The sequence below is a fragment of the Streptomyces sp. NBC_00252 genome, assembly GCF_036187565.1.
GTDB lineage: Bacteria > Actinomycetota > Actinomycetes > Streptomycetales > Streptomycetaceae > Streptomyces.
On record NZ_CP108087.1, the window covers coordinates 3,773,904 to 3,789,873 of the forward strand.

Below are 15,970 nucleotides of genomic sequence, written 5' to 3' on the forward strand. Positions count from 1 at the left end.
TCGTCAACCCCTCAGCACACTGGAAACAGGCGGGCCGGGTGGGAGAACAATGGACGACTGGACCTCGTCGGCTGTTACCGAGGGATGCCACCCACACCGCCCGAGCGCCCGCACCAACGCCGTGACCATCAACGGGTCGAACTGACTGCCGGCACAGCGCGACAACTCCTCCAGCGCTGCAGATACCGGCCGAGCGCGCCGGTAGGACCGGGTCGACGTCATCGCGTCGAAGGCATCGGCGACCGCGACGACCCGTGCGGACTCGGGGATCTGACTCCCCAACAGCCCGTAGGGATACCCGCTCCCGTCCAGGCGCTCATGGTGGTGCAGGACAGCCGCGCGGGCCTCACCCAGGAATCCGATGCCCCGCACCATCTCGTGGCCGTACTCCGGATGCAGTTCGATCACGCGTCGCTCCTCGGGCGTCAACGGCCCGTCCTTGCGGAGCAGCCGCGTGGGGACGCCGAGCTTGCCGACGTCGTGCAGGATCCCGGCGAAGCGGAGCACCTCGACGCGTGAGTCGTCCATGCCCAGTTCGCGGGCGATCATCATCGACGCCTGTCCGACCCGCTCGCTGTGCCCGCGGGTGTACCCGTCCTTGATGTCGACGGCCTGGACGAGGGCGCGGATGGTGGCCTGGTGGGCGGCGCGTTCCCGGTGGTACTGGGCGAACACCCACCAGGAGACCCCCATCGGCAGCAGCACGAGGAGCGCGGCGACGGGACCGTAGGGGCTGCGCCACAGGACGGCCATCATGAGCCCGGCGAGCCCGTGGACGCCGATGGGCGCCAGGGACCGCAGGAACAGACCGCGCCAGGCCCGCCGTACCGGCATCCGCTCGGCCAGCGCGAGGATCCCGCCGTCGAGCACGGTCAGGACCAGGCAGAAGGCGAGGACGGCGGCCAGGGCGGGCACCAGCGCGTACGGGAAGTCGGAGGCGACGACGGCGTTCCGTCCGCCCAGCGCCCAGTGCACGCGGGCCGCGGCCCACACGCCGAGCGCGAGCTGTGCGGCCCGCCAACCGCGCCGCAGCCAGGGTGAGCCCTTCTCGACGCGGGAGAACAGCGCGCCCGGCAGCGGCACGAGCGCGGCCGCGGGGGGCGGGAGGAGGAAGGCGGCGGCGAGCAGCACCGGGTAGAAGGTGCCGGCGAAGCGGCGGCGGGCGACCTGCTCGCAGCCGGCGTAGAGCGCGGCCAGCAGTGCGACCGCCCACCAGGGTGTGTGGACGGTCGGCAGCGGAAGCAGGCACCACAGGGCGGCGAGGACGGCACAGAGGACGTACGCACGTGCCCGTGCCGGTGTCGCCTCCATGGCTGACGCCCTTCCCCCGACCATGCCTGTCCAGGCCGAGGAGCCTAGGGCGGTCGGGGGCGGGCCGCGGGCGTATCACCCGGGGATTAGCACGTTCGGGTGACGCTCGCCCGCTCAGGAACCTTCAGGAGGTCGTGACCGGGGGTCAGGACTCCTGGGGGGCGGCCGTGAGGTCGTGCTCGGGCACGGCCTGGCCGGAACGGATCAGGTCGAGCCGTCCCAGGACCTTGGCGCGCAGGTCGGTCGGCACGTCGTCCTGCCCGCAGCACCGCTTGACCAGCTTCTTCACGGCCTCTTCGAGGCCGTACTTCTCCAGGCACGGCGAGCACTCCGTGAAGTGCTGCTTGAACTTGGCGCGGTCGACGTCCGGCATCTCACTGTCGAGAAACTCGTAGAGATGGTCGAGGACCTCACTGCAGTCCGTTTCGTGCTCGTCACCGCAGCTCATGAGCCCGAGCCTTTCGCTTCGTCCGAGTCTCCGGCACCGGCCGGGACCAGTCCGCGGTCACGCGCGTAGTCCTCGAGCATGCCGCGCAGTTGACGACGGCCCCGGTGCAGCCGGGACATCACCGTGCCGATGGGTGTCCCCATGATGTCCGCGATCTCCTTGTACGCAAAGCCCTCGACGTCCGCGAGATAGACGGCGATGCGGAATTCCTCGGGGATCGCCTGGAGCGCTTCCTTCACGTCCGAGTCGGGCAGGTGGTCGAGCGCCTGCGACTCCGCGGAGCGCAGACCCGTCGACATGTGCGACTCGGCGCGTGCGAGCTGCCAGTCCTCGATCTCCTCGGCCGCGGAGCGCTGGGGTTCGCGCTGCTTCTTGCGGTACGAGTTGATGAACGTGTTCGTGAGGATCCGGTACAGCCACGCCTTGAGGTTGGTGCCCTCGCGGAACTGGTGGAAGGACGCGTACGCCTTCGCGTACGTCTCCTGCACCAGGTCCTCGGCGTCGGCCGGGTTCCGCGTCATGCGCAGCGCGGCCGAATACATCTGGTCGAGGAATTCGAGCGCGTCCCGCTCGAAGCGCGCGCTGCGCTCCGAGGTCGATTCCGGTGTGACCTCGCTCGTGCCCTGGCCCTCGGGCTGCTCCGCCTGGCCGTGTTCGGTCCCTGCGTCGGTACCGGGAACCGGACCCACCTCCTCAAGATTCCGGGTGGCACCGAAGCCGATGCCACCAGAATCGGAGGATAGACGACGATCCGGTCCGCCCGCCGCCCCAATCGGGGTGGCCTTGGCCGCACGCAGCACAGTCCAGTCCAGGTCAGTGCGGCTGTTGCGACTCGGGCAGAAGGTCGAACCCATGCGGCGGACTTCCTCTCTTCGACGAATCCACGACGTCGACGCTGTCTTTTCGTCAGCACGTCTGTCCGCGACAACAGCGGTAAGGGGCTCAGCATTCCCACGCCTTACCGCAGTGTTCGAGTCCACTCCACCACGCGCCCCGTGATGATCTCCAAAGCCTCGTCCTGACCGATCTCCGCCCGCTTCGGCACCGCGAACCCGTGGTCGCCGTACGGCACCTCGACCAGCTCGAAATCGCCCTCGGGAAATTCCGCCGGTTTCCCGAACGGGTCGTTGCCGCCCTGCACGACGAGCGTGGGCACCCCGGCCCCGAGCAGCTCGCCGGCCCGCGACTTCTCGGGCTTTCCCGGCGGATGCAGCGGGAAACTCAGGGCGAGGACGGCGGCGGCCCCCAGTTCCGTGGCCGTACGACAGGCCACGCGGGCTCCGGCGCTGCGGCCCCCGGAGATCACCGGCAGGCCGGGCTTCGCGACGGCCGTCCAGATCCCCCGCCACCCCACGTCGAGCGTCCTGGGCGCGGTCGCCACCTTCTTCCCGGCGACCCGCCACGGCTGCTCGACCAGCGCGACGGTCACGCCGTGCGCGGGGAGGACGGCGGCGAGGGCCTGGAGGTCCCGGGCCTCGATGCCACCACCGGCGCCATGGCTGACGGCGAGGACGAGCCGTGCCTTCCTGGCCGGGTGCCAGGTGATGCGGGCGGTTCCCGCGTCGGTCTCAAGGGTCTCTGTGGTCACGCCTGTTGCATCCGTCACATCAGAAGAGTGTGCCTTCTTCGGGGCCCTCGAGTTCCTTCAGCAGCTCCGGCCCGTTGTTGCGGACATTGCTGACGGCCGTGGACACCGGGTACGCGCGCATCAGCCCGGCGGGCGGCGGGGCGAGCAGCTCGCGCAGGTCGTCCGGGTCGGTGCGGGCCGGGTCGAGCCAGGTGTCCCAGCGGTCCGGGGTGAGCATCAGCGGCATCCGGGGATGGATCTCGGCCAGCGTGTGCGGCCCGTCGGCCGGGGACACCGCCAGCGGGGTCGTCTCCGCCTCGGTGGTGATCACCGAGCAGGTGACCCACCAGGCCAGCGGATGGTCGTCGGGCAGAGTCCGGTCCCGCCAGAACTCGTACAGCCCGGCCATCGCGAACACCGAACCGTCGGCCGGCAGCACGAAGTACGGCTGCTTGCGCTGCCGCTTCTTCTTGCCCTCGACCTCCAGCTCCCGCTCGTCCTTGGCGGTGACCCACTCGTAGTAGCCGTCGGCGGGGATGATGCAGCGCCGGGTGGAGAAGGCGCGACGGTACGACGGCTTCTCGTGCACGGTCTCGGCCCGCGCGTTGATCATCCGCGCCCCGCCCTCGGGCGTCTTCGACCAGCTCGGCACGAGCCCCCACTTGAGCTTGCGCAGCTGCCGAACCGGCTTCGGGCTGTCCGCGTCCTTAAGTGGACGGTCGAGGACTGCATAGACCTCTTTGGTCGGGGCCACGTTGTAGTCGGGGGCCAGAACCTCTTCCGGCTCCCACTTCTCGATCTCAAAGACTCCTGCGAGATCCTCGGGCCCACGACTCGCTGCATACCGTCCGCACATACGTGCCAGACTGCCAGATTCGACAAGACCTACGGGAGCCTCCGCCACCAATGGACAGCACCGCAATCGCCTCGATACCCACCCTCTGGGACGAGGTCTTCGGCAGTCAGCCCGACCCGGACCTGTGGGTGGTCATCGCCACCATGGTCGCCGCGCTGGCCGTGGTCGTCCCGCACCGCCTGTGGCGCCTCTCCCGCAACGCCATCACCATCGCGCACGAGGGCGGCCACGGCCTGGTGGCCCTCCTCACCGGCCGCACCCTCACCGGCATCCGCCTGCACTCCGACACCAGCGGCCTCACGGTCAGCCGGGGCAAGCCGCACGGCCTCGGCATGATCCTCACGGCGGCGTCCGGCTACACGGCTCCCCCGCTGCTGGGCCTCGGCGGCGCGGCCCTCCTGGGCGCGGGCCACATCACCCTCCTCCTCTGGCTGTCGACCGTCCTCCTGATAGCCATGCTGGTGATGATCCGCAACGCCTACGGCGCGCTCACGGTCATCCTCAGTGGAGCAGCCTTCCTCCTCGTCTCCTGGCTGACGGGCCCCCAGGTCCAGGCAGCCTTCGCCTACGCGGTGGTCTGGTTCCTGTTGCTGGGTGGCGTACGCCCCGCCTTCGAGTTGCAGGCGAAGAGGGCGAGGGGCGGCGCGGGCGACTCCGACGCGGACCAGCTGGCCCGCCTGACCCACGTACCGGCAGCCTTGTGGTTCTTCTTGTTCCACCTGGTGTCCCTCTGCTCGCTCATAGGCGGCGGCAGGTGGCTGCTGGAGCTATGAAGCGCCCCGAAGGGGCAAGCTTCAGGGGCGCGGGGAACTGCGCGACCAGCCCCAACGGCGCGGCACCCGAAAGACGGCCTACTTATACAGTGACCTCATGGCCCCGAACAACGACCAAACCGCCCTCTGGCCCGCCCCCACAGCCGCCGGAGCCGTCGACGCGACGGTCCACGTGCCCGGGTCCAAGTCCGTAACCAACCGCGCCCTAGTCCTCGCCTCCCTCGCCAGCGAACCGGGCTGGCTGCGCCGCCCTCTCCGCTCCCGAGACACCCTCCTCATGGCAGCCGCCCTCCGAGCAATGGGCGTAGGCATCGAGGAGGGCGTAGGCACGGAGAAGGGCTCCGGAGAGTTCTGGCGGGTCATCCCCTCCGGCCTGCACGGCCCTGCCACGGTGGACGTGGGCAACGCGGGCACGGTGATGCGCTTCCTGCCCCCCGTCGCCGCCCTGGCCAACGGCCCCATCCGCTTCGACGGCGACCCGAGGTCCTACGAACGCCCCCTGCACGGCGTGATCGACGCCCTCCGCGTCCTCGGTGCCCGCATCGACGACGACGGCCGGGGCGCCCTGCCCCTGACCGTGCACGGCGGCGGCGCGCTGGACGGCGGGCCCGTGGAGATCGACGCCTCCTCCTCGTCCCAGTTCGTGAGCGCCCTGCTGCTCTCCGGCCCGCGCTTCAACATGGGCGTCGAGGTCCGCCACACCGGCTCCTCGCTCCCCTCGATGCCGCACATCCGGATGACGGTCGACATGCTGCGCGCGGTCGGCGCCCAGGTGGACACCCCGGAGTCGGGCGGCGAGCCCAACGTCTGGCGGGTGACGCCGGGCGCGCTGCTCGGCCGGGACCTGACCATCGAGCCGGATCTGTCGAACGCGCAGCCGTTCCTCGCGGCGGCGCTGGTCGCTGGCGGCAAGGTCGTCGTACCGGACTGGCCGGCCCGGACCACCCAGCCCGGCGACCGGCTGCGGGAGATCTTCACCGAGATGGGTGGTTCCTGCGAACTCACCGAGTACGGACTGGAGTTCACCGGTTCGGGTGCGATCCACGGCATCGACGTGGACCTCGGCGAGGTCGGCGAACTGACCCCCGGCATCGCGGCCGTCGCCGCCCTCGCGGACTCCCCCTCCACCCTGCGGGGCGTCTCGCACCTGCGGCTGCACGAGACCGACCGGCTCGCCGCGCTCACCAAGGAGATCAACGAACTGGGCGGTGATGTGACGGAGACCGCCGACGGTCTGCACATCCGCCCGCGCCGCCTGCACGGCGGGATCTTCCACACGTACGAGGACCACCGCATGGCCACCGCAGGCGCGATCATCGGCCTCGCGGTCGAGGGCGTGCAGATCGAGAACGTGGCGACGACGGCGAAAACCCTCCCGGACTTCCCCGACCTGTGGACCGGGATGCTCGGGAGCGACGGGGCGTAGGGGACACACGCCATGCGTCGCTACGGCAAGAACACCGACGAGGACGACATCCGCCAGCGCCCGAACCGCAAGGGCAACCGGCCGCGCACCAACATCCGCCCCAAGCACGAGGAGGCGGTCGAGGGCATGGTCGTCACCGTCGACCGGGGCCGGCTGACGTGTCTGGTCGAGGACCGGGTCGTGATGGCGGTCAAGGCCCGCGAACTGGGCCGGAAGGCCGCGGTGGTCGGTGACCGCGTCGGCATCATCGGCGACCTCTCCGGCGACAAGGACACCCTCGCCCGCGTCATCCGCATCGAGCCGCGCACCTCGGTGCTGCGCCGCACGGCCGACGACGACGACCCGTACGAGCGCGTGGTCGTCGCCAACGCCGACCAACTGGCCATCGTCACCGCGCTCGCCGACCCCGAGCCGCGCCCCCGCCTGATCGACCGCTGCCTGGTCGCGGCCTACGACGGCGGCCTCGACCCGCTGCTCGTGCTGACCAAGTCGGACCTCGCCCCACCGGACGAACTCCTGGAGATGTACGGCGCGTTGGGCGTCCCGTATGTCGTCACGAGCCGCGAGGAGCTGGAGAACGGCACCGCCGTGGAGCGGGTCCGCAAGCAGCTCGACGGCAAGATCACCGCGTTCGTCGGCCACTCCGGCGTCGGCAAGACGACCCTGGTGAACGCGCTGGTCTCGCTGGAGCGGCGGCGCAGCACCGGCATCGTCAACGCCGTCACCGGCCGCGGCCGGCACACCACCACCTCGGCGCGCATGATCCCGCTGCCGGACGACTCGGGCTGGGTCGTCGACACCCCGGGCGTGCGTTCCTTCGGCCTGCACCACGTGGACCCGTCCCGGGTCATCAAGGCCTTCCCCGACCTGGAGCCCGGCACGGCCGACTGCCCGCGCGCGTGCAGCCACGACGAGCCGGACTGCGCCCTGGACCAGTGGGTGGCCGACGGCCACGCGGACCCGCAGCGGCTCTATTCGCTACGGCGGCTGCTGGCCACCCGCGAGCGGACCGAAGGCGACTGATCACCGACCGACCACCGCGTGTTTGTGGGGACTCAAGTTCGGTAAGTGCATAATCGCACCGAGCCGGACAAACGGGAGGACAGCACAATGGCGTGGCTGCTGGTTGTCGTGGCCGGAATTCTGGAGACCGGGTTCGCCGTGTGCCTGAAGCTGTCCCACGGCTTCACGCGCCTGTGGCCGACGGTCGCCTTCTGCTCCTTCGCCCTGGGCAGCTTCGGCCTGCTCACCCTCTCCCTGCGGAAGCTCGACGTGGGCCCCGCCTACGCCGTGTGGACCGGCATCGGCGCGGCCGGCACCGCGATCTACGGCATGGTCTTCCTCGGCGACCTGGTGTCGACCCTGAAGATCGTGTCGATCAGCTTCGTCATCATCGGGGTCATCGGACTCCAGCTGTCCGGTTCCGCGCACTGAACCTATTGGTCGGATCCAGCACCTATGGGGTCAGGTCCAGCGCGCTGCGGACGAGTTCGCCGACCCCGCCCTCCCCCGGCGGTGCCGCCACACAGGACAGCGCCAGCCGTACGACGAGTTCGCAGGAGCGGGCCAGGTCGGCGGTGTCCGGCTTGGCGGCCCCGGGTCCGGTCAGCGCGGCGACGGCACGGTCGCGGACGACGGCCACGAAGTCACCGGGTGAGGGCAGCGGCCCGTCGGCCCGGCGCTGGGCGGGTACGGCGGAGGAGGACGGCACCGCGGACAGGGTCGGCGAGGGCAGCCGTTCGCTCCAGCAGCCGGTGAGCATCGCCCGTATCAGCGCGTTCTCCCGGGCCGCCGACGCGGTCCACTCGGCGGTCGCGGTCAGCCGCTCGCGGGCGTCGCTGTGGCTGCCGAGCGCCCGCTCGACGCCGACGAGATAGCCGTCGGCCTCCCGTCGGACCAGCGCCCGCGCGAGCCCCTCCTTGCTGCCGAACTCGTTGTACAGCGTCTGCCGGGACACTCCGGCGGCAGCGGCCACGTCCACCATCCGTACGGTGGACCACGACCGTCGCGCCAGCGCCGTGTAGGCGGCGTCCAGCAGGGATTCCCGCGCTGCAGGCATCATTCGCCTCCCGGGGCGAGCGGCTCTGCGCCCAGATTTGACGCGCACGGGGGCAGTGTCAAGGGGTCGCGGCGGTGCCGGGGGGCGCACTTCGGCCGGCGCGCGCGGGAGTTCACCGGACGGTGTCGCCACGACGATCACGCGGCGCCGTTCCGGCCGTCTCCCCGGAGGTCCCCCACCTCACGTTTCGCCCACCGGACCCTGTAGCCCCGGCGCGACCCCTGAAGATACGGTTCACGCATGGCCGACTATCACGATGACCTGCGCCTCGCCCACGTCCTCGCGGACGCCGCCGACGCGGCGACGACCGCGCGCTTCAAGGCGCTCGATCTCAAGGTCGAGACCAAGCCGGACATGACTCCGGTCACCGAGGCGGACAAGGCGGCCGAGGAGCTGATCCGCGGCCATCTGCAGCGCGCCCGCCCGCGGGACGCGGTCCTCGGCGAGGAGTACGGCATCGAGGGCACCGGCCCGCGCCGCTGGGTGATCGACCCGATCGACGGCACCAAGAACTACGTACGCGGCGTGCCGGTCTGGGCCACGCTGATCTCCCTGATGGAGGCGGCGGAGGGCGGTTTCCAGCCGGTCGTCGGCCTGGTCTCCGCGCCCGCGCTCGGCCGCCGCTGGTGGGCCGCGAAGGGCCATGGCGCCTACACCGGCCGCAGCCTCTCCTCCGCGTCCCGGCTCCGGGTCTCCCAGGTCTCGAAACTGAAGGACGCGTCCTTCGCGTACTCCTCGCTCACCGGCTGGGAGGACCAGGGCCGCCTGGGCGGCTTCCTGGACCTGAGCCGCGAGGTGTGGCGCACGCGCGCGTACGGCGACTTCTGGCCCTACATGATGGTCGCCGAGGGCGCGGTCGACATCTGCGCCGAACCGGAACTCAGCCTCTGGGACATGGCGGCCACCGCGATCATCGTCACCGAGGCAGGCGGCACCTTCACCGGCCTCGACGGCCGCCCGGGCCCCCACAGCGGCAACGCGGCCGCGTCGAACGGCATCCTGCACGACGAGTTCCTGGGGTATCTCAACATGCGCTACTGACCTGGCTTGCGGCCTGACCTGGTCCTTTCCCCCTCCTCTAAGACCCCTGGGCCGTGGTGGGGCCGTCATCCACCTTCGGGCCGTCCTCGAACACGCCGTTCACCGCCTCCCGCGTGCGCTTCTCGCTGCTCGGCATCAGGTGCGTGTACGTCCGCAGCGTGAAGCCCGGGTCGTGATGTCCCAGGTACTCGGACAGAGCCTTGATGTTCTCGCCGGCGTCCAGCAGAACGGACGCGTAGAAGTGCCTCAGCGCGTGCATGCCGTTCTCCCTGCCGCGCGGGACGCCCACGGTGTCGAGGGCGGGGCACCACGCTAGGCGGTTGAAGACGACGCGATTGATCGCGTGCTCTCCAACGTTGGTGAACAGCAGAGAGGCGGTCACCGGCGGCCCGTCGACCGACCGCCACGGCAGCGATACGGCCGTGGGCGGATGCTTCGCGATGTGGCCCTCAAGCGACCGCGCGACGCTCTCAGGCAGCGGGACAGTGCGCGTCTTGCCGCCCTTGGGCAGGGCGAACACCTGCTTGCCAGCGATGAGCTTGACCTGTCGCACGACGTGCACGACCCCTTCCACGAAGTCCACATCGTCAACGGCCAGACCGAGCACTTCGCCCTGCCGCATGCCGCACCCGCCGGCCAGGTCCACCATCCCCCGGTACCGCGCCGGCAGTGCCGAGCGCATGGCGAGCACACGCTCAGGGCGCCACGGCACGATCCGGCGGGGTTCCAGCTTGGGCGCTTTCACCGACGATGAACGGCACGGGTTGTGCGAGATCAGGCGGTCGTCGACGGCCGCCCCCAACATCGCATTGAGGTTGGCGAAGATCACCCGCTGATAGGCGGGCGCCACCCCTCCATCCTGAAGCTTCCGCAGCCACTCACGAACGTGAATCGGCTTCAGCGAGTCGAGCGACCGACTGCCCAAGTGCGGCACTACGTGCAGGCGCACGCGCTGCTCTGTGCTCACGAAGGTGCCGGGGTCGATAGTCAGCGACGCCAGCCACCGTTCCGCGTGCTGCCGTACCGTCAGGCGCCCGGCGCGCGGGTCGATGTACTGACCGCGCGTCATGTCCGCCTCGATCTGAGACAGCCACTTCTCGGCGACGCGCTTCTGTCCGTCGGGGAAGCTCTTGGACTTCTCGGCGCCGTCGGGGCCGACGTAGCGGGCGCGGTAGCGCAGGCCGGTTCCGTGGCGGTCGGACTTGAGTCGGACGGTCTTGCCGTGGGCATCGGTTTCGGTCTTGTACCAGCGGTCTTGGATGTGGCCTGCCATGTGATGGCGGTCCCTTCTGGACATGGGAAGGGAGGGCCACGGGGGCCCTCCCTGGGGTGTTGAGCTGCGCGATTGGGGCTATGTCAGGCGGCGGTGCGGTCGTCGGTCTTGCGTTGAGTGACGTAAGCGCGAACGTCGGCGGGGTCGTAGCGGACGTACTTGCCGATGCGGAAGCTGGGCGGCCCGGTGTTCTTCTTGCGCCACTGGTAGACGGTCTCTTTGGGCACCTCGAACATCTCGGCGATGTCGTCGGGGGTGAGGTACCGATCCGGGAGGCCGCCCCGGAGCGTGGCGCGGAGGTCGGGTTGAGCGGACGTTCGGCTCATTTGGTCCTCGGAAGTTGAGTCACGTCGTACTGGCTTGGGGGGGGCGGGAGTTCACGTCTGTCCGAGGTATGGATTTCTGCGTCATTGCGTCAGCAGCGTCATTCAGGCGCCTGACCTGCGACTTTGGGTGACGCGGCGGTGTCGAGGTGCGTCATTGGTGCGTCATGGGCTGCGTCATCCGTGACGCAGCCCATGACGCAGATGACGCAGGATGACGCAGGCACGGCCGTCTGCGTCATGGCTGTAGCCGCAGGTCAGGTGCCATTTTTCAGCTGGCATGACGCAGATGACGCAGCGTCTTCCCTCTTAGGACAAGGAGAGGGGGTGTCTGTCGTAGTGCGGTGCTGCTCAGCGCGTGAAGAAGGAGCCGCTGCGCGGCGCGTCCCTGGGGCGGCGCGCAGCGCCGAACAGCAAGAGGAGCACGCCCCGCGCGGTGGTGCTCCTCTTGCTTGTCCGGGTGAGCGTGCGCGTCAGAGCATCCGCTGCTGGTGTGGGGACGGGGCGGCGGGGCGGGTCATTTCGAGATATCGGCCCGTGCTGGTGCGGCCCGAGTCGATGAGGACACCCCGGGCGGCCAGGGTGGGTTGGAGGCGCTTGAGGCGGTCGGAGAGGACTTTGCCCGTGGTCGGCCATCCCTTGGGCAGGGGACGGCCGTCGTCGCCGCTGTAGAGGCGGCTGAGGCAGGACAGCCATTCCGTGGACGTCATCCGCTGCGCGCCGCCCGGCTCGATGGTCTCGGCGTGCTTGAGGACGGTCTGCGCCAACAGGTCGCCCTCGATCACGTCGTCGTTCAGGTCGTCCAGACTGGCCCGGTACGCGGGCAGCGCCCCCAGGCCGGTCGCAGCGTCGAACTGCGCGCACAGGTGGGCGAAGTCCGCCATCCGCAGGTCGGTGGGGGTCTCCGCGTCCACCGCCCGGACCTTGACCGCGAGGTCGAGCAGCGACCCGAGGACGATGGGCAGAACCTCCGCGTAGTCCGTCCACAGCTCGGCCTCGGTGCGCCGGATGCTAGGCCGCTCCAGGCGCAGAGGTAGGAGCCGTTCGGCGAGGTCGGGCCGGATGACGCCGACGTCGATCCCGGTCAGCAGCAGCGGCCGGCGGTAGCCGACACGGAACACGTCCCCATCGGTGAACAGGGCACGCTTGACGCTCTCTGCCCCGGTGACGATGCAGCACATCGCGTCCGACAGGTCGGGCGTCATGTGCGAGAGGTTGTCCAGCGCGGTGACCCATCCCGCCGCTACGGCCGCGATCAGATTCTCTTCATCCTTCGGAGCCCGGCGCAGGTCCCCGCTCATACCCTCGATGATCCGGACCAGCATCCGCCCGCCGGTCGACTTACCTGCACCCTGAGGGCCAGTGAGAAACGGCGCGGGCACCGGGACGGACGGTCCGAGGCAGCCGATCAGCCAAGCGATGGCCAGGCACTCTGTTTCCGCGTTGGCGAAGTTGCACAGCCGCATCAGCAGGTCGATGCCCTTGCCGTTGGTGTCCTTGACGGGCAGGGGGAGTTCCCCGGTGAGCTGGGTCCGTCGCCAGCACACCTCACGCGGGTCGGGGATGAGGATGTCCCACCCGGTGGGGTGGATACGTACGGACTGCCCGTCGTCGCGGCCCAGGTCCAACCAGGTCGCTCCGTCGAATCCGGGGGCGACGCGGATGTGCACGGGCTGGACGTCCTCGGTCAGCGCGAGCGCTTCGATCAGGTCCAACGCCTCTTTCAGGGCCGACCCGTTGAACGCGCCGCGTCCGTCGCGGTAGAGGCCGACCATGAGTTCCTGCCGGTGGCTTCCCGTGGTGCCCTGGGAGCGGATCGGGCGGGCGATGGGCTGGCCGTTCTTCTGCGCGTACACGGTCCCATCAGGCGTACGGAAGTACCGGAAATGGGACTGCGCGTAGTCGGTGATGACCTCGCGGGCCGGGGTCTTCTCGTCCTCGGACATGGTCACAGTCCCAACGTTGTGCGGGCGTTGGTCCACGCGTCCGTGCAGTGCCGGAGCGATTCGCCCTTGGCCTGCGCAGCGGTGAACAACCGGGCGACGTACACCTCGGTGAGGCAGCCGCACCGCCCGTGCGTGGACAGCACCGCGAGGAACGTCCGGTAGACGGTCGCGTGCACCGCCTCCCGGGCGTTGGTGATCTGCTGTTCCGCCATGGCGATGCCACGGTCCAAGTAGGTCGGTGTGCGGTGCGGGCACTTCCCGCCCCCGGCAAGGGCGGGCACGGTGACGGCCGTCGGTCGGACTGCGGTGGGCTTCTTCACGATGAGCGCGCGTACGGCGTCCGGCAGGGCGGTCATCGTGCCGGTGCCGAATCCGAGCCAGCGGGCGTAGGCCATGGTCGACTTGATGTCCACGCCGGGGCGTACGGCGTTGGCGGACTGCATCGCACCGAGGTAGAGCCAGTGTTCTCCCCGGGTGGTGGGCACGACGTGTGTGGGCGGCAGGTTCTCGCGGGCCCACGCGATCGCGTCGGCGTTGTCCAGGTCCACGGCCGTCAGCCCCGCCCCACCCGGATGGTAGGCGACCGCTTCGGCTCGCAGCCAGGCGCGGCGCCAGGGGCCGGAGGTGATGACGTGTGGGTCGGTGGTCGCGGCGGCCCACGCGTGGCAGACGCCAGGGCAGGCGCACGGGCCCGGGGTCTTCATGTTGGGTCGGCCGCCACAGGCGTTGTTGGCGCAGCGGCGGCAGTTGCCGAACGGTACCTTCCCGGCTCGTAGGGGCAGCGGGGGCAGGCCGGAGGCGGCCAGGTCGAGAGCGGTTTGCAGGTGCTCTCCCCGAAGGAGGGTCGGTTGGGTCATGCTGGAGACCTCCGCAGGTCTGTTGAGGACTGGAGACAAGGGCGGCCCGGCTTTGGCGAGACGGGGCCGCCCTTGTCGTTCGCGGGAGTGCTCAGGCCGCTTGCCGGCCGGGCAGGAGCCTGCCGTCGGGGGTGCGGTGCAGGGCTCCGCTTGCGGTGAGGGTCTTGATCTCGCGGGAGACGGTGCCCTTGTTGAGGCCGGTCGTGTCGGCCACGTCCTTGGCGGTGCGGGCCCCGGACTGCACGGCGGCGAGCACCTTGTCCCGGTTGGTTGCCGCCCCGGCGGGTGCGGGCGTGTTCTTGACCAGGTGCAGCGGCGTGCGCGGCGACGAGCCGCCCGACGTCTGCGCAGGAGCCCAGATCGATGTGGGCAGGGCGCGTACGCCTGCGTCGTCGAGGGTCCAGGTGCGCAGCATGCGCGGTCCGTAGCCCTTGAGGTAGCCGTGGCCTCGGTATTCGCGGCCGTCGGGGATCTGGTGGGGTGCGTAGTGTGCGCAGTCGTCGAGTGCGACCTGTGCCTGTGTCGTGCCGGCCACCCGGAGCGAGAACCGGGTGAGGAGGTTGGGTGCGATCAGCTTGTGCACGCCCGGCGCTCCGCCGTCGGTGAGCGGGTACTGGGTGGCCCACCACAGGACGACGCCGCGCGAGCGGCCGAGTGAGGACAGTTCGATCAGGCGTTGCAGCCGGTCCTTGTCCTTGGTGATCAAGGCGAGGATCACCTGTCCTTCGTCGACGACGACGGTGAGCTGCCGGCCGTCCCACACGCTGATGCCGCGCTGCTTCATGTCGGTCTTGCGGCGGGTCATCTCCGCGTGCGCCTCGTCCACGGCGTCGGTGATGTCGTCGCGTTCCACGGCGACGCGGCAGACCGGTTCCCAGATGTTGGCCTCTTCGCCCTTGCCGTCGATCAGGAGCAGGTCGCCGCGCAGGTGGGCGGTGGCCATGAGGGGGCGGAACGACCAGGACTTGCCGGTACCGGACGCGCCGGACACCAACAGCCGCTCGTCGAACGGGATCAGGACCTCATCCCCGGTCTCGGTGTCCAGACCGAGGTTCATCATCAGCGGGTCGGACGGGATACGGTCCGCAGTCCACAGCGAGGGGACGCCCGCGGCTGCCGAACGGGTCGCCAGACTCAGAACGGCCCAGCCGCCCCGGGAGGCGGAGGTGATCCGGACGCGCAGCGCGGTGCGGGCACCGAGCAGCGCACGAACGGAGTCGGCCTTGTCCGCGAGCGTCTTGACCGTCCACGTCCCGTCCAGCCGGATCTCACAGCGGATGCCGCCCGGCTCCATCGCGGGAGGCGTGGTGACCGTGCCCGACAGACCACGGTCCGGAGCGTGCTCCACCCAGTACGACGGGTCGAGGCGTTCCATGAGCTGACGCTCTTCGACCGAGACCGACTCGTCCACCGGCACGCGCAGCTTGCGCCGACCGAGTGCGAGCGCGGCGACGTTCGCCCCGATCAGCACGGCCGAGGTGGCGGCCGGCCAGAGGGTGAGGTGCGCGGTGGACAGGAGCGCGGACGCGATCGAGCTGGGCACGGCGTGCATCGAATGCGTTTGGATCGCGCGGGCCTTGAGGGTGGTGGGGTAGTTCACCCGCGCGGCCTTGAGCTTGGCGCGGGTGTCGCGCTCGTGGCTCAGGGCTGCCTTGGCCGCGACGCGGGCAGCTCGGCGGCCGGCCGCGAACGGGTTGTTCGACGCGGCGCGCGCGGCGTGTTGCTGCGACTTGGCGGTGGCGTGCGTGGAGCGCGCGGCGTTGTGTTCCTTCTGCGCGGCCATCAGCGACTTCAAATGCTCGGGGGTACGCAGCTTGGTGCGCCGCTCGGCTTCAAGGTCCCAGCGGGCCGCGAACGGAGCACACACCGGGGCGAGTGAATCGAGAGCCGTAGTGGTGGTGTTGGCGGTGGTCGACCATGCTTGCTTCCAGTCCACGAAAGGGTCCTCCAAGACCGTGGATGAGGGCCGGTGCGCCGTCGCGTGGCGGCACCGGCCCGCCGGGTTGCAGGGGGCGAGGCTGTCGGTTGCGTCGACAGCACCGGTTGAACCCCCTGCAACCACATCTGACCTGCGATGTTGCAGAGTTGAG

16 protein-coding genes are annotated in these 15,970 nt (G+C 70.1%); 5 read left to right on the plus strand and 11 right to left on the minus strand.

Features of this window, described 5'->3' with window-relative positions; genetic code table 11:
- Nucleotides 1-3 precede the first annotated feature (3 nt).
- From OHT77_RS16195 to OHT77_RS16215, 5 genes are all read right to left on the minus strand, one after another.
- On the minus strand, nt 4-1,311 hold the full coding sequence (locus OHT77_RS16195) for an HD-GYP domain-containing protein (protein ID WP_328829173.1): 1,308 nt from the start codon (nt 1,309-1,311) through the stop codon (nt 4-6).
- A 145-nt stretch (nt 1,312-1,456) separates the two neighbouring features.
- Entirely contained in the window at nt 1,457-1,759 is a 303-nt protein-coding gene (gene rsrA, locus OHT77_RS16200) for a mycothiol system anti-sigma-R factor (RefSeq protein WP_266772391.1), read from the minus strand.
- Nucleotides 1,756-2,448 carry an RNA polymerase sigma factor SigR gene (gene sigR, locus OHT77_RS16205; RefSeq protein WP_266772389.1) on the minus strand — a complete coding sequence of 231 codons (693 nt, stop codon included), beginning with the start codon at nt 2,446-2,448 and terminating at the stop codon, nt 1,756-1,758. The genes rsrA and sigR overlap by 4 nt, the downstream gene beginning before the upstream one ends.
- Before the next feature lie 269 nt (nt 2,449-2,717).
- Nucleotides 2,718-3,347: an alpha/beta hydrolase family protein gene (locus tag OHT77_RS16210; protein WP_328829174.1), complete on the minus strand. Its 630-nt coding sequence runs from the start codon at nt 3,345-3,347 to the stop codon at nt 2,718-2,720.
- Between the two features lie 19 nt (nt 3,348-3,366).
- The gene (locus tag OHT77_RS16215; RefSeq protein WP_328829175.1) at nt 3,367-4,182 is read right to left on the minus strand and encodes an SOS response-associated peptidase; all 816 of its coding nucleotides are present in this window, start codon (nt 4,180-4,182) and stop codon (nt 3,367-3,369) included.
- Between the two features lie 50 nt (nt 4,183-4,232).
- On the opposite strand from OHT77_RS16215, the gene OHT77_RS16220 reads away from it, so the two are divergent.
- The 4 genes from OHT77_RS16220 to OHT77_RS16235 all read left to right on the plus strand — a co-directional run bounded on the left by OHT77_RS16220 (nt 4,233) and on the right by OHT77_RS16235 (nt 7,815).
- Entirely contained in the window at nt 4,233-4,955 is a 723-nt protein-coding gene (locus OHT77_RS16220) for a M50 family metallopeptidase (RefSeq protein WP_328829176.1), read from the plus strand.
- Between the two features lie 97 nt (nt 4,956-5,052).
- Entirely contained in the window at nt 5,053-6,381 is a 1,329-nt protein-coding gene (gene aroA / locus OHT77_RS16225; RefSeq protein WP_328829177.1) for a 3-phosphoshikimate 1-carboxyvinyltransferase, read from the plus strand.
- A gap of 12 nt (nt 6,382-6,393) precedes the next feature.
- A complete protein-coding gene (rsgA, locus tag OHT77_RS16230; protein WP_328829179.1) occupies nt 6,394-7,404 on the plus strand; it encodes a ribosome small subunit-dependent GTPase A in 1,011 nt (336 codons plus the stop codon).
- An 87-nt stretch (nt 7,405-7,491) separates the two neighbouring features.
- On the plus strand, nt 7,492-7,815 hold the full coding sequence (locus OHT77_RS16235; RefSeq protein ID WP_266772378.1) for a DMT family transporter: 324 nt from the start codon (nt 7,492-7,494) through the stop codon (nt 7,813-7,815).
- Between the two features lie 22 nt (nt 7,816-7,837).
- Here the strand turns inward: OHT77_RS16235 and OHT77_RS16240 are convergent, their stop codons facing one another.
- On the minus strand, nt 7,838-8,443 hold the full coding sequence (locus OHT77_RS16240) for a TetR/AcrR family transcriptional regulator (protein WP_328829180.1): 606 nt from the start codon (nt 8,441-8,443) through the stop codon (nt 7,838-7,840).
- Nucleotides 8,444-8,680: 237 nt separating this feature from the next.
- On the opposite strand from OHT77_RS16240, the gene hisN reads away from it, so the two are divergent.
- A complete protein-coding gene (hisN, locus tag OHT77_RS16245) occupies nt 8,681-9,481 on the plus strand; it encodes a histidinol-phosphatase (RefSeq protein ID WP_328829182.1) in 801 nt (266 codons plus the stop codon).
- 37 nt (nt 9,482-9,518) lie between these two features.
- Here the strand turns inward: hisN and OHT77_RS16250 are convergent, their stop codons facing one another.
- The 5 genes from OHT77_RS16250 to OHT77_RS16270 all read right to left on the minus strand — a co-directional run bounded on the left by OHT77_RS16250 (nt 9,519) and on the right by OHT77_RS16270 (nt 15,816).
- Nucleotides 9,519-10,754: a tyrosine-type recombinase/integrase gene (locus OHT77_RS16250; protein WP_328829184.1), complete on the minus strand. Its 1,236-nt coding sequence runs from the start codon at nt 10,752-10,754 to the stop codon at nt 9,519-9,521.
- 83 nt (nt 10,755-10,837) lie between these two features.
- On the minus strand, nt 10,838-11,080 hold the full coding sequence (locus OHT77_RS16255; protein ID WP_317773352.1) for a helix-turn-helix transcriptional regulator: 243 nt from the start codon (nt 11,078-11,080) through the stop codon (nt 10,838-10,840).
- Between the two features lie 470 nt (nt 11,081-11,550).
- Nucleotides 11,551-13,023 (minus strand): ATP-binding protein, encoded by a 1,473-nt coding sequence (locus tag OHT77_RS16260; protein WP_328834256.1) that lies wholly within the window; start codon nt 13,021-13,023, stop codon nt 11,551-11,553.
- Nucleotides 13,024-13,025: 2 nt separating this feature from the next.
- On the minus strand, nt 13,026-13,880 hold the full coding sequence (locus tag OHT77_RS16265; RefSeq protein ID WP_328829185.1) for a DNA primase: 855 nt from the start codon (nt 13,878-13,880) through the stop codon (nt 13,026-13,028).
- Nucleotides 13,881-13,971: 91 nt separating this feature from the next.
- Nucleotides 13,972-15,816 carry a type IV secretory system conjugative DNA transfer family protein gene (locus OHT77_RS16270; protein WP_328829186.1) on the minus strand — a complete coding sequence of 615 codons (1,845 nt, stop codon included), beginning with the start codon at nt 15,814-15,816 and terminating at the stop codon, nt 13,972-13,974.
- Between the last annotated feature and the right edge of the window lie 154 nt (nt 15,817-15,970).

Coding starts and splice junctions, on each gene's coding strand:
- rsrA (WP_266772391.1), bottom strand. CDS start 1,759: ATGAGCTGCGGTGACGAGCACGAAACGGACTGCAGTGAGGTCCTCGAC.
- OHT77_RS16265 (WP_328829185.1), bottom strand. CDS start 13,880: ATGACCCAACCGACCCTCCTTCGGGGAGAGCACCTGCAAACCGCTCTC.
- aroA (WP_328829177.1), top strand. CDS start 5,053: ATGGCCCCGAACAACGACCAAACCGCCCTCTGGCCCGCCCCCACAGCC.
- OHT77_RS16195 (WP_328829173.1), bottom strand. CDS start 1,311: ATGGAGGCGACACCGGCACGGGCACGTGCGTACGTCCTCTGTGCCGTC.
- OHT77_RS16260 (WP_328834256.1), bottom strand. CDS start 13,023: ATGTCCGAGGACGAGAAGACCCCGGCCCGCGAGGTCATCACCGACTAC.
- OHT77_RS16235 (WP_266772378.1), top strand. CDS start 7,492: ATGGCGTGGCTGCTGGTTGTCGTGGCCGGAATTCTGGAGACCGGGTTC.
- OHT77_RS16250 (WP_328829184.1), bottom strand. CDS start 10,754: ATGGCAGGCCACATCCAAGACCGCTGGTACAAGACCGAAACCGATGCC.
- OHT77_RS16220 (WP_328829176.1), top strand. CDS start 4,233: ATGGACAGCACCGCAATCGCCTCGATACCCACCCTCTGGGACGAGGTC.
- OHT77_RS16240 (WP_328829180.1), bottom strand. CDS start 8,443: ATGATGCCTGCAGCGCGGGAATCCCTGCTGGACGCCGCCTACACGGCG.
- rsgA (WP_328829179.1), top strand. CDS start 6,394: ATGCGTCGCTACGGCAAGAACACCGACGAGGACGACATCCGCCAGCGC.
- OHT77_RS16215 (WP_328829175.1), bottom strand. CDS start 4,182: ATGTGCGGACGGTATGCAGCGAGTCGTGGGCCCGAGGATCTCGCAGGA.
- OHT77_RS16255 (WP_317773352.1), bottom strand. CDS start 11,080: ATGAGCCGAACGTCCGCTCAACCCGACCTCCGCGCCACGCTCCGGGGC.
- hisN (WP_328829182.1), top strand. CDS start 8,681: ATGGCCGACTATCACGATGACCTGCGCCTCGCCCACGTCCTCGCGGAC.